The organism is Flavitalea flava (assembly GCF_054461575.1).
Genome location: NZ_JBTLQH010000001.1, coordinates 506,310 through 518,906, shown reverse-complemented (window position 1 = coordinate 518,906; position 12,597 = coordinate 506,310). Strand labels below are relative to the sequence as shown.

The following is a 12,597-nucleotide window of genomic DNA, read 5'->3' as shown; positions in this document are numbered from 1 at the left end:
TATAACTGAAGACTATTTTTAGAAAAAAAGGAAAACAATCAGGGGGAGGTTGAACCTGGCCAGTTTTAGCAGTTTGAGGGCGCTGCTCTTCTGATTGCTGACCGTTTGAACACTCAGGTTCAATTGTTCGGCTATTTCAGCGGGTTTTAACCCCTCTACATAAGAAAGATAAAAGATCTCTTTTATCTTTTGCGGGAAGGTCTCTACTTTCGCATAGATCATTTTCATCAGCTGTTCCCTGATCTCTTCCAGGCCAAAACCGGCCTCTTTACTTTCTTCCAGCAATTGCAGCAGTTCCTGATGTTTGGCAGTCTTAACGCGGGTATGTCTCAGGAAATCGAAACAGGCATTCCTGGTGGTGACGTGTAAAAATGCGGATATGGCATCCTCCGTCGGGAACGTTGCCTTTTGTCTCCATAATTTAACAAAAGTATCGGCTGTAATGTCCTCCGCATCCTGCCTGTCCATGACATAGCGTCTGGCAAAATGATACATCCGGGAATAAAATTTTTGGTATATCAATGTAAAGGCCTCAGGATCTCCTCCTCTAAAACGTAATATCAGTTCCTCTTCACCGTGAAATCTTTCCATTGGCAAGGCAATAAGGCGTTGTTTGGGTATTATTCAGAACCAGGCTTCGCCGGGTTATCTGATCCGGGAGGATAAGTTTAGTCAGTTGGCAGGGTAAAGATACATAAATGCTACTATCCGGAGGGGCCCAATACCTTCTTAAATAATTCCTTTCCCAGGTTTTTTCTCCAGCATGTAAACAAGCATTTCTTTCCTGGTTGTAAAGCCCATCTTTTCATAAAGTTTACAGGCAGCCACGTTGTCAGCATATAAATGCAGAAAGGGGATCCGGTTGGCCTTTAATATTTTCCGTAGTTGATTCCGGATAAGCAATTTTGCATACCCCTTACCAAGGTGATCCGGGTGAGTACATACCGCACTTAATTCACTGTAAGGATCAGGTTGAAGTCTTTGCCCGCACATGGCTATCAGTTTACCTTCTGCAAAGATCCCTTCGTAATTCCCAAAATCAAGGGTACGGGTCAAAAAAGGGCCCGGCTTGGTTAAGTCCGTCAATTCCATCATCGCAGGAATATCCTTATCCCTGAGTGGGATCAGGGAACCAGTATCTTCGTCGGCAGGCCAGGACTGCCCATAGACCATTTGCAAGATCCCTTTTTTCAGCAGAATCTCCCAGGGGGCAGGTACAATAATTTCTTTTTCGATAAAAAGGATAGTTGTTGTATTAAATGGGGTGAGCGTATAAAGCTCGTTTAAATTTTTTTCCGTGTTCTCCCGAAGGCCGGAAAATACAGACATTTTTCTGTCGAGATATTTTACATCCTCCGATCCGAAAGATATCTCCTTATTGCCTGTAATTGAAGCATTCCAGATTGGATTATCAAGTATATGTTCCATGCTGCTTTTTTGATAAGGAAAGTTAGTAAAAGGAACCCAAAGTATTACCGGGCTGGAAACTGGCTCCTACCGGCAAATTTAGCCCTATTATTGAAAGATTAATGGATCCCAATCCGTAATTTACCTTTCAGTATGAAGACTAGCTTTCCTTTGCTCAGAAAAATAACGCCCTGGCTCAAACGGAATCGCAAAGAACTGGAACACCTGCGCACCAGGTGGCGGGAATTAAAGAGGAAGGCTCAATAACAACCGTACAAAGATTCACGTTTAAAAAAGCCGTTTTAATTGATCCAGGAACAATTCTTTTCTCCGCCGGCTTACTTCTATCTCCATGTTATTGCTCATTATAACCGTGCCGCCTTCGCCACGAATATATTCTTTTACATGCGCAAGATTGATCAGGAATGATTTATGTACGCGAAGGAACTGGGTTCCGGACAAAATCCGGTCATAGTCGAACAAGGGTTTGCAAATGACCATCATCCTTTTATTGGTAAAATGGAACTCCGAATAACTTCTGTTGGCCTGGCAATAAACGATCTCGTCCAGTTTGACAATGGTGAATCCTTTCTGCGTAGGCAGGCAAAGCCGCATTTCCAATGGATTGGTGATAGCACCGCCCATTGTTTTCATCTCCCTGGTCACCGCAGTTTCTTCCATCTCCCTGGTCACAGCAGTTTCTTCCATCTCCCGGCCATTAAATTCCAGAAGCTTTCCTATAGTCCGGAATCCCCGGGGGTTCTCTTTCACAAGCATCGTTCTCATGTTTAAGTATATTTTGATGGATCTATGACAAATTTCACTTCAGAAATGGTATTTATGGGGAATTTGCCCAGCCTGGCATGTTCCCTGACCATTTCTTCGTTTTCCGCTACATGAATACAGAAGATCTTGTCCTCCGTTACAAAAGATTGTATCCAGTGGTAAGGTCTGCCCAATTGAATGACCACCTTACAGTAAGCCTGGGAAATAGCCTGTAACTCTTCCGGGGAAAGGTTTCCTGCGCCTGGAAAAATTCTTTCCACTATGAACTTTTTCATGCCCATTAATTTTACAATTGAATAACAAGGGCAAATTTGAGGGGATTATCCGTAATACAGGCCAGGGGTATTCCCTATTTAATTGCTGATGGTTCCCTATTTTAGGATTCCCAGGCGGGTGGCTTCCTGTACAGCCTTCATGCGGGAGGGTACATCGAGTTTGAAAAGGATGGATGAAATATGATGATCAACAGTTTTGGGAGATATATAAAGGCCGGCGGCTATTTCTTTATTTTGCCGCCCTTCCTGCAACAACCGTAGGACATCCAGCTCCCTATCCGTTAAAAGTGCCGGATTTGCCTGAGTGGATTTCCGAATGCCACGGGGAATGTTCTTAATCCCGGAAGCCTTCATATCCTGTTTCCATTTTTCATATACGGCATGAGCTCCCAGGTTATGAACGAGAGATATAGCCTGTTTTTTTTCAGATTCGTTTCCTTCAAAAAGGGCAAGAGCCTGTTCATAAGGACAGCCCCATTGAGCCCATTGTTCAGCGGATCCCGCCCCGATATATGCTGATTTCCCCTTTGATAGAGAATCCTGAGATTTCCCCGTTTTTGATAACCAAAGCGAAAATTCATTGTATTCCCTCCTGCTGTCCAACTGGTCAACCATTTTCAAGGCCTGGTCAAGATCTTCTTTTTCGAAACAGGTTTTTCCGGTTATCCATTCATATTCCAATAAAGCCGTCATGACAGGAATTATCCGTTGTAATTCCCGGATGTCGAATGCAATTTCTTTTGCTTCCAATAGCAAGGGAAGGGCATCCGTTTGCCCTTTTCTCATTTTTATCGTTCCCAGAATTACCAAGGCGACAATTTTTGCCAGGGTACCCTGGTCTTCATTTTTAAGCAGGTTGCCGGCGATCCGGCTGGCTTCGTCCCAATTTCCGGTTTCGAGATTCAGCCTCGATTGAAAAGATAACATATAGCTGCTCCAGGAATCCAGTTCCCTATTTTCGCTAAAACGGATTCCGGCTTCGATGATTTGCCTGGCAAACAGGTATTCTTTCGCTTCTACGCTACAGGTACCCAGGTTGGTATAGGCACGGGCAGCATGCTCGTGATGGCCATTTTTAAGAGCAAGTTCCAGGCTTTTCTGCAGCAGCTCCCGGCCTTCCTGCCTGGAGGATGGGATATTATTCATTTGCACAGTTCCGACATTATTCAGGGCATGGGAAAGGGTCTCTTCATCCCGTAATTCCCGGGCCATAGCGATTGCCTTTCCCCCCCAGCTAATACATTCAACCGTTTGGGAGGAAAGCATCATTAATTGTGACATATTACTGAAGGCCATAGCTTTCGCCGTGGAAGGAGGCTGATCCTCCAGGACCTGAATCGCCTGGATGGCATAACTTTCAGCCTGTTTACGGTTGCCGTCAAACCACCAGAGCCTGGATAACAACCGCATACAACTACCCGTTTTTTCCTTATCTCCTTTCTCCTTCCTGATATTTAACGCCTTAGCCTGGTAAATGATAGCATCTTTGATTTTATTTGTCAAATAACATTCGTAGGCATAACCTTCATAAAAGCCAACCAATTTGTCCTTATCCTTCCCCTGATAATATTCAATGGCCGTCAAATACAATTTACAGGCTTCCAAATGAGCGCCCAGAAATGCCGCCTGTTTTGCCGCCAGGGGGGCATAATGCACAACGATCTCATATTCATTGGCATTTTTGGCGTGATGAATGATCCGTTCGGTCTCCTGGTTCTCTTCAAAGCTTTCCAGGAAAAGATCCAGGATCCTTTTATTCAGCTCGACCCTTACAAAAGGAGATAAGGAAGACTCGATCGTTCTCCGGTATAATTCATGTTTAAAGGAGATGAGGCCATCTTTACGGATCAATATTCCGACTCCTAAACAATTTTGAATTGCGGCCGAATATTCCGGATCTATTTTTTCGAGATATTTATCTTCAAAACCGGTAGGAAGAACAGATAGGATTTCCCACAGCTGCCTGGTATTTTCCGCACTCTGGTTAAATACCGCCAGGATAGTGTCCTTAATATTATCGGGTACACCAGGGCTATAACTGGCCAGGATCTCATTGACATAAAAAGGATTGCCTCCCGATATGCTGAAAACATCTTCTCCGCTATATCCTTTTTCTACGGCCATTTTTTCAACCGCCTGCCTGGATAAGGGAGCCAGTTGCAAACGGGTAAAGGAATCGGGAGGAAGCTGCCCCAGGACATTTCTTAACGGATGGCGGGCATGTATTTCATCGCTCCGGAAAGTGAGTATAAAAAGACAGCGAATGCGGGTGATCCTTCTGGCCAGAAATTTTATAAAATCCAAGGTAGCCTCGTCCGCCCAATGGATATCCTCCATGACGATAAGAGTAGTACCCTTTTGACTGGCAAATTCATGAAAGAAGCGGGCAAATAATCCAGCCCTGTCTGCGAGGTCATGGCCTTCTTCCCAGAAATCACTGCGGATCTGCCAGGCGATATCATGCAGGGGTGCCAATGGTCGTGGGGTGAATAAGGCATCACAGGTTCCCTGAAATAGCCTGCTATCCTTCTCCCGCTCTTTACAAAAAGCCCGTACCAGGGAGGTCTTCCCAATACCAGCCTCTCCGCTGACCAGGATACAATGCCCCTCCCCGCCAGCGATCTTTTCAAATTCGGAATGCAGGGTGGCTAAAAACCCTGATCTTTCGATCAGCTCCATTTGGAAATGTTCAACATATAGGTTGGTGAAATTTTGTACTCAGGTAAAGATAAATTAATTAGGTTTACCGGGGGAAATCTCCTTATTATTAGTTCTGCGGAACTTTATCTCCATCAAGGAAATAGCCATGCCAAAATCTGATCAGCCAAAAACCGCCATCAAAACTCCTTCAAAAGCTACTGTAAAAACTATGGTAAAACGAGATGTTTTTATCGGAGTACGAATGGGGCAGGTCTTTGCACTTGCCAAAAAGTTTGGTTCAAAATAATTTCCTTCCGGATTACCACAAATTACCCTGACAAAAACACAAATTTGTCGTATTCCACACCTCAGAATGTCGTTTTTACACTCCTCCCGTTCAATAATCATAGATTAGTTTTGGATAAATAAAAACTTAAACTATGGCACAACTAAATCCTTATTTAAATTTCGATAACAATTGCCGGGAAGCCATGAATTTTTACAAGGACTGTTTGGGTGGAGACCTGGTCCTGCAAACGGTCGGTGAATCCCCTGAGATGGCTGCCCATATGCCCCCGGAAATGAAAGACAGCATCCTCCATTCGACATTAACCAGCGGGGATATGATCATTATGGCATCCGATATGAGCAGAGAAAAACGTATTGAAGGAAATACATTCCATCTTTGCATCATTTGCCAAAACGAGGATGAATTAAATTCCTTTTTCTCAAAACTTTCCTCCGGAGGTAAAATAACCGATCCTTTAGCGGATATGCCCTGGGGTGGCCGGTATGGAGCCCTTACCGACAAGTATGGCAAACACTGGGTATTTAATTATCAGAAATCATAAATCCCGGAATTAACAAGTATGGGTGTTTTCAATCTTTCCCTGTCATTAATTTATTTTAAAAACAAAAAACAAAGACCTACCTTTTAGAAAATATATACTTATGCCTAATTGGTTAAGAGCGTTGATCGCCGGCTACGGTGCTAAAAAACTGGGGGGAGGTTGTTTTAGCACAATTATCGTATTTGTAATTATCTATTATGCCCTGGGGCAATGCAATCATCCCGTAGCGCGGCATGTAGAGGTGAAAACCGAACAGCATAAAAAAGCAGTTTAGAACAGATCCTTATTATGTTTGGGGGTAGTATGACCAAATAAATTAAGTAGGCCGGTCCTTTGTATTCCGGATCAGCCCAATGCCGGCAAAGAAAAAAATCGCTCCCAAAATTGAATAAATAAAGATCATACGGATGCTTTGTCCATTGCTTCCCCCATTTGCGAACCGAACGGCAGCAAGGATAAGACCGATCACCCCCAATAGGGACAACACGATGCCTAAGATTCTTTTTTCCATGGTAGAATTTATGGTACATATGCAAATCGGGTGCCACCTAAAAATCTGATCTGTTTATTTCTCTTTTTGCCTCAACATTAAGAGGATAACTTCAGGATATCTTTTGGAGGGGAGGAGAGAAATGCGTATTTTTTTCCATACATTTACCATACCATTAATCCAAATAAGCATATTTTCTAAAAAATTTTTATGGAAACGAACAGGTTATCTCCTACGCTTGCAAAAGCCTTGAATGACCAGATGACCAATGAAGCGCATAATGCTCAGATCTATCTTTCTTATGCTTCGTGGGCCAGCGAAAAGGGATACGACGGGATTGCGAACTTCTTATTCCGGCATGAGAACGAGGAACGCAATCATATGATGAAATTTCTCGAATACATTCTAAAAAGAGGCGCTAAGGTGGTGGTCACCGCCATACCCGCTCCCGGTCCCGATCCTACCAGTGTCAATAACTGTTTTGAAAAAGTCTTTCAATCGGAAGTAGAAAACACCTCAAAAATATACCGCATCCTGGAAATGAGCATGGCGGAAAAAGACTGGGCTACCTGGAATTTCATCCAATGGTTTGTAAAAGAACAAACCGAAGAAGAAACCCTGGCGATGGAGCTGTTAGACAGAATTAAAATTGCAGGGGGCGAAAAAGCCAATGATGACGCTTTATATTCATTAGATCAGGATTTGAAAAATACACCAGACGATGCCACATTGGCCCAGGATGTCACTGTAGAAAAGCCTTAGTATTAACCCAACCATTATAGCGGACCTGGAGTCCGCCTTCCGAAAGGGGATAAGTTAGCAGTATTGCTTTCTTATCCCCTTTTTTTTATTACCCCCTTTTGTATTACTATTCCTCCTTTCCCAACCAATTGCCGTAGGCCGTCTCAATCGTTCGGAAGGTAAAGAAGGCCGTTCGGAAGTTGAGGACCCGAACCCGGCCGGAGGGTTTGTAGGTTTGCCAGGCAATTGAGAAAATGTAATAAAAAATGTCAACCTTAAAAAATTGCTAAGTATGAACAACAAGAAATTTACGCATTTGGGGATAAGACCAGGGAAAAAAGCCGTGCTGATGGTAACAGTAATAGGACTCTCCTTCGGCTGTCATAAATCAAATGTACACGACAAGGATCTGAAGGATTTTACGCAGGTAAACCTGGTAGCCAATAAGGAAGAAGAATATCACCCCAAGTTGGTGGATCCTACCCTGATCAATGGTTTTGGCGTGGCCTGGTCTCCTACCGGCATTCCCTGGGTGAATTCCGTGGGAGGGCATGTCAGTGAACTCTATAAAGAGAATGGTGACAATATAACGAGACTTAGGGGTATAAATATTCCCGGTTCGGCGACAGATACGGCAACCGGTTTTCCCTGCGGTATCGTTTTCAGCGGAAACAAAAATTTTGCCCTGCCCAATGGCAACTCTGTCTTCCTTTTTACAGGATTTGACGGAGTCCTGTCAGGTTGGAATGGCGCCTCCGGCAATAATGCCCAGTTTCTTCGTAAACCAGCCAATGCCAGTTATACGGGTTTGGCTATCGGTGCATCCGGTGGACAAAATTATATTTACGGAGCTAATTTTGGGGCCGAAAGGATCGATGTATGGGACAGCGCGTTTAGACCTGTCCGGATGCCTTTCAAGGATCCTTATCTCCCGGACGGATATTCGCCTTACAATATTCAGGCTGTCGGGGATTGGCTTTTCGTTGTCTATGCCAAACTCGAAAAAAGGGATGTCCCGGGAAAAGGACATGGAGTAGAGGGGCCTGGAAACGGGTTCGTGAGTGTCTTTAACACAGATGGCTCATTTATTAAACGATTCGCTTCACGCGGCTCCCTGGACATTCCCTGGGGTATCACTATGGCTGCAGGTTCTTTCCTGGAAGACAATGATATGGGAGACGATAACGGGGGCGGTCACGGAGGATACGAAACCCAGAGCAATAGCAGTATCGTTTCTAATGGCCGTCATGATCCGAAGGATCCCGTGATCCTCGTAGGGAATTTCGGAAATGGCCGAATCAATGTATTCACCCAGGAGGGTAAATATCTTGGTCAGTTACAGTCTCATAAACATACGATTGTGATCGACGGACTCTGGGCGCTCACCTTTCCTCCAACTACTTCCGGGCTTGATCCCAAACGGTTGTATTTCTCCGCAGGGCCGGATAGTGAAAGAGATGGCCTTTTTGGATATCTCATTAAACAATAGCAGCATAGGTCACATTTACGGCAGCAAGACCCCTTAACAGGGGTTTTGTTGTTTGATTATATCGTTACCTCACTCTACCTGTTTCAAAATGACTGCCAGTTACTGGGCCATAGACATCTGCCCAGGCACTATTTTTAATAGTTAATCCTCAGTCCCGTGCAGATCTCATCAACGATATCTTCTCCCTGGTATAATTTGCTATGAGGAATAGCCATGAAATCCTTACCCCAGAAACTATCCCGGACAGGGATTTCAAATTTGGCGATCAGCCTCCTGGCAACATCAAATTGATCGACCCTTTCGGGAGAATCCATACGGTAATTGGGAAAATGACAGGCCAGGTAACCTTCCTGAAAAAAAGGACGCTGGGCCTGGGGCGGGCAAATACTCAACAGCCGTATATTGACCAACTCTTCATACGTATTATACCCGATGGCATCATTGGCCCAGGGCATGCCCAGTACATAGATCATACCGGTCTTACCCTTGTTGCCATCAAAGGCAAATGAACAGGCGACATGAAGAGAATGTGTCAAATCCAATAATGGGGTGGCGCAAACCTGGTAATGCTGCAGGATGCTCCAAGCTATCTCCGGGTATTTATAAACCAGGGCAGTCCCCGCCAGTTTGTTATCCTGTTCCGATAATTTTTCCCGTAAACATTCTGCTTTTTCTTCCAGGGTTACGAAACGTTCTTTTAACAACAGTTTCTTCTCCCCGGGAAATTTCCGGAAGATAGAAGGCAATAATTGTGTCTTTCCCTTGAATTGGCGCTCTGTATTCTGCCCGCGGTAAAACAAAGTGAGGTTCCTGTTATAATGGAGTATCTGCGCTACATACCTGACCAGTTCGTCATAATTTTTAACGACCATTGGCGGTGCTTCCAGGATCTGATCGAGCTTGACCGGTTTGCCCCAATCGGGTCTTTTGGCCATTTTATATTGCAAATTTACATGGCTGAATAACGGTTCAATTTTTCTCATACCTGTTATTTACTTTTTTTCAAGAAGAAGATCCATTACCAAGATAAAAACTTCCCCGGGATAATTTTCCTATTTTTACCAGCACAGTATGGAAAATATTACGGTCATTATCATGTTATTATTCGGGGTCGCTTTTCTGGGGATCCTAAGCAACCGGTTCAAGTTCCCCTTCCCCATCGCCCTGGTCATCTGCGGGGTGATTATCAGTATCATACCCGGCTTGCCGGTAATCGCCCTTAGTCCCGATGTGGTATTCATTCTGTTCCTGCCTCCACTTTTGTATGGCGCTGCCTGGAATACGGACTGGCACGAGTTCAAAGGAGCCTTCCGGTCAATCAGTCTGGCCGCGATCGGACTGGTCTTATTTACCACGATAGCCGTCGCCATTGCCGCCCATTCCCTGATTGCCGATATCAGCTGGCCTTTGGCGTTTCTGATTGGAGCCATTGTTTCACCTCCGGATATTGCGGCGGCCTCTTCTGTGACGAAGGGTCTGGGGCTGCACCCGAGACTGCTCACTATACTCGAAGGAGAAAGCCTGGTCAATGATGCCAGCGGACTTATAGCCTACAAATATGCGCTCACCGCCATCACTGCCGGTAATTTTATCCTTTGGCAGGCAAGCCTGGATTTTCTATTGGTAGCCAGCGGAGGTATAGCCATTGGACTGGCCATCGGATATATCATGTATCTCGTACATAAGAATTTTGTTTGTGACCCTATCATAGAAGCAACTTTCACATTACTTACCCCATTTGCCTCTTATCTGCTCGCCGAACATTTTCATTTCTCCGGTGTCCTGGCCGTCGTTACCACGGGTTTGTATCTTTCCTTCCGGTCCGGACAAATTCTGACGCATCAAAGCCGGATTATGGCCGTCTCCGTATGGCAGGTGGTTATCTATGTTTTAAACGGCCTGATCTTTATTCTGATCGGTCTGCAATTACGCAGCGTGATGCAGGGCATAAGTACCTATTCCACCCGTTCTCTATTCCTTTGGGGATTTGTGATCAGTCTTGTAGTAATCCTCGTAAGATTTATCTGGGTAGTCCCTGCAGCCCTCTTGCCCCGCTTCCTCAGCAAACGGATACGAAAAAAGGAAACTTTCGACGGCCGTAATCTTATCGTCTTCGGCTGGGCCGGTATGCGAGGGGTGGTGTCCATGGCTGCCGCACTGGCGTTACCGCTTACCATGCCGGATGGAATCACGGCTTTTCCACATCGTAATCTCGTGATCTATCTCGTATTCTGCGTCATCCTGTCAACACTTGTCCTGCTTGGCCTTACACTGCCCTGGGTCATTCGTAAATTAAAAATTGAACGATACTCGGTAAATGCAGAAGAATACGAGATCAGGACAAGAGTGGTCACCTTTGCCATAACTTATATTGAAGAAAATCTTTCCCTGATGCAGGACGATCTTTTGGACAATATTAAAAGTAAATATGAGGTAAAATATAACCGTTTGCAAAAAACCGATCTGCCTTCCAATTATTTTGGAAAGGGAAAAACTCTCTCGGGGAATATATTCAATGAGTTCTCGAAATTGCAGATCGATATGATCAACCGGGAAAGAGCTTCCCTGGAAGAGATGCATCGTAAAGGCGGGACCAACGAAGAAATATTACGCAAGATCGAAAGAGAACTCGATCTGGAAGAGACCAGACTAACCATGGAAATGTATAACGGATAATCCCTCCCGGGATCCAATCATTATTCCTCCAGATTCAGGTTTTCATCTCCATCCCGGTAGGTGGTATAAATCAGCAATAAGGTCATCATTTCATTGGTCGAACTCATATCACCCAGCGAAAATACTCCCCTTGGCGGATTGTTGGGATTAAAAGGGTTATCGATGGTATTGTCATAGGTGCAGTCCATATTTATTACTGACCCCTTTGGTATCCTGATCAGTTTTTTAAATTTATACAATTCCTGCCAACGGAAATCCCAATGGGGAATATGCACCAGGTTGACCGTGTCTCCCGCCGGCGTTACGGCGTAAGCATAATACTCACTACCCAACAGATGCATATGCGGCCAGACGCACAATAAGGATTGTTCCTCCTGTGTTTTTACTTTCAAATGAAAAGTACTGACCCGTTTGGCGGGAATGAATAAAGGAGGAGTGATATCGTTCTCCGCTACTCCGCCCGAACCCAAACTGATAATTTCAATAGGCCTTTTGATCGAATCCTTCCGGAAGAACAAGTTGACACCTACGATCGATCGTTCATCCGCGGCTATTGCCGAATAATGCGCTGTTAAAATTAATACCCCTCGCTTGGGGAGGGCCCACCCAAACCCTTTTGGATAATTTTCAAAAGAAGTTCCGGGTATCCAACCGGTATAATAGACCATCTTCTTTTTTAACGGTTTATAAGGATCCGGTTTGGTCCTGTCAACATCTTCAGAATTGATCAGGCTTCGCCCTCCGTAAATAGCCAGCGAGGTGTCTGCCACTTCATAGAACCCGTAGTTGATATGATGAATGATCTTTTTATTAGTAGTGTAAAATTCAATCGCCTCAATATTTTGGGTTTGGGCAAACTCAAATGGTACTTTAAAATCGATAAACTTCTCCACATTATCTCCTTTTACGAAAAAGGCAGCATCTATTTTTAAAGTAAGATCCGGTTTGCGATTATAGGTAGTCAATTTTACCAAAGCACTTTTATTCCCTGTTGGTTCCTTATAATTCCCCCTGGGCGTTTTATCGGAAATCCATTGCAGAATGATCTTTTTCTCCTCTTCCGAAAGAAAACGTGTATTCGCGAAATCCCTGTAGTGGTTATCGGCTCTCCAGGGAGGCATATATCCTTTGGTAATCACCTCTTTAATAAAGGATGATCTTTTCGTAATATCCTCATAGCTGGTCAACGAAAACGGAGCGGCATCACCGGCTCTATGGCAAGCCACGCATTTATTTAAAAAA

General features: G+C 44.4%; 14 protein-coding genes. 6 read left to right on the top strand and 8 right to left on the bottom strand.

Annotation, left to right across the window (positions count from 1 at the left end):
• Positions 1–18: 18 nt before the first annotated feature.
• From ACX0G9_RS01860 to ACX0G9_RS01840, 5 genes are all read right to left on the bottom strand, one after another.
• Positions 19–591, bottom strand: coding sequence for an RNA polymerase sigma-70 factor (locus ACX0G9_RS01860; RefSeq protein ID WP_459063140.1), 573 nt, complete (start codon positions 589–591; stop codon positions 19–21).
• A gap of 138 nt (positions 592–729) precedes the next feature.
• Positions 730–1,428: a GNAT family N-acetyltransferase gene (locus ACX0G9_RS01855; RefSeq protein WP_459063139.1), complete on the bottom strand. Its 699-nt coding sequence runs from the start codon at positions 1,426–1,428 to the stop codon at positions 730–732.
• 267 nt (positions 1,429–1,695) lie between these two features.
• Entirely contained in the window at positions 1,696–2,193 is a 498-nt protein-coding gene (locus ACX0G9_RS01850; protein WP_459063138.1) for a LytR/AlgR family response regulator transcription factor, read from the bottom strand.
• A 2-nt stretch (positions 2,194–2,195) separates the two neighbouring features.
• On the bottom strand, positions 2,196–2,468 hold the full coding sequence (locus ACX0G9_RS01845) for a DUF4242 domain-containing protein (protein ID WP_459063137.1): 273 nt from the start codon (positions 2,466–2,468) through the stop codon (positions 2,196–2,198).
• Between the two features lie 96 nt (positions 2,469–2,564).
• Complete coding sequence (locus ACX0G9_RS01840) at positions 2,565–5,147, bottom strand: helix-turn-helix transcriptional regulator (RefSeq protein WP_459063136.1); 2,583 nt, start codon at positions 5,145–5,147, stop codon at positions 2,565–2,567.
• Positions 5,148–5,274: 127 nt separating this feature from the next.
• Here ACX0G9_RS01840 and ACX0G9_RS01835 point away from each other — a divergent pair, with 127 nt between their 5' ends.
• The 3 genes from ACX0G9_RS01835 to ACX0G9_RS01825 all read left to right on the top strand — a co-directional run bounded on the left by ACX0G9_RS01835 (position 5,275) and on the right by ACX0G9_RS01825 (position 6,233).
• On the top strand, positions 5,275–5,415 hold the full coding sequence (locus ACX0G9_RS01835; protein ID WP_459063135.1) for a hypothetical protein: 141 nt from the start codon (positions 5,275–5,277) through the stop codon (positions 5,413–5,415).
• A 133-nt stretch (positions 5,416–5,548) separates the two neighbouring features.
• Positions 5,549–5,959 (top strand): VOC family protein, encoded by a 411-nt coding sequence (locus tag ACX0G9_RS01830; RefSeq protein ID WP_459063134.1) that lies wholly within the window; start codon positions 5,549–5,551, stop codon positions 5,957–5,959.
• 100 nt (positions 5,960–6,059) lie between these two features.
• Positions 6,060–6,233 carry a hypothetical protein gene (locus ACX0G9_RS01825; protein ID WP_459063133.1) on the top strand — a complete coding sequence of 58 codons (174 nt, stop codon included), beginning with the start codon at positions 6,060–6,062 and terminating at the stop codon, positions 6,231–6,233.
• A 42-nt stretch (positions 6,234–6,275) separates the two neighbouring features.
• Here the strand turns inward: ACX0G9_RS01825 and ACX0G9_RS01820 are convergent, their stop codons facing one another.
• Positions 6,276–6,470: a hypothetical protein gene (locus ACX0G9_RS01820; protein ID WP_459063132.1), complete on the bottom strand. Its 195-nt coding sequence runs from the start codon at positions 6,468–6,470 to the stop codon at positions 6,276–6,278.
• 189 nt (positions 6,471–6,659) lie between these two features.
• Between ACX0G9_RS01820 and ACX0G9_RS01815 the strand changes: the two genes are divergently transcribed.
• A complete protein-coding gene (locus tag ACX0G9_RS01815; protein WP_459063131.1) occupies positions 6,660–7,211 on the top strand; it encodes a ferritin in 552 nt (183 codons plus the stop codon).
• A gap of 271 nt (positions 7,212–7,482) precedes the next feature.
• Positions 7,483–8,679 carry a TIGR03118 family protein gene (locus ACX0G9_RS01810; RefSeq protein WP_459063130.1) on the top strand — a complete coding sequence of 399 codons (1,197 nt, stop codon included), beginning with the start codon at positions 7,483–7,485 and terminating at the stop codon, positions 8,677–8,679.
• Between the two features lie 134 nt (positions 8,680–8,813).
• Here the strand turns inward: ACX0G9_RS01810 and ACX0G9_RS01805 are convergent, their stop codons facing one another.
• Positions 8,814–9,662 carry an FRG domain-containing protein gene (locus tag ACX0G9_RS01805; protein WP_459063129.1) on the bottom strand — a complete coding sequence of 283 codons (849 nt, stop codon included), beginning with the start codon at positions 9,660–9,662 and terminating at the stop codon, positions 8,814–8,816.
• Positions 9,663–9,750: 88 nt separating this feature from the next.
• Between ACX0G9_RS01805 and ACX0G9_RS01800 the strand changes: the two genes are divergently transcribed.
• Complete coding sequence (locus ACX0G9_RS01800) at positions 9,751–11,355, top strand: Na+/H+ antiporter (protein WP_459063128.1); 1,605 nt, start codon at positions 9,751–9,753, stop codon at positions 11,353–11,355.
• Between the two features lie 20 nt (positions 11,356–11,375).
• Here ACX0G9_RS01800 and ACX0G9_RS01795 read toward each other — a convergent pair whose 3' ends face one another.
• Complete coding sequence (locus ACX0G9_RS01795) at positions 11,376–12,581, bottom strand: monooxygenase (RefSeq protein WP_459063127.1); 1,206 nt, start codon at positions 12,579–12,581, stop codon at positions 11,376–11,378.
• Positions 12,582–12,597: the final 16 nt, after the last annotated feature.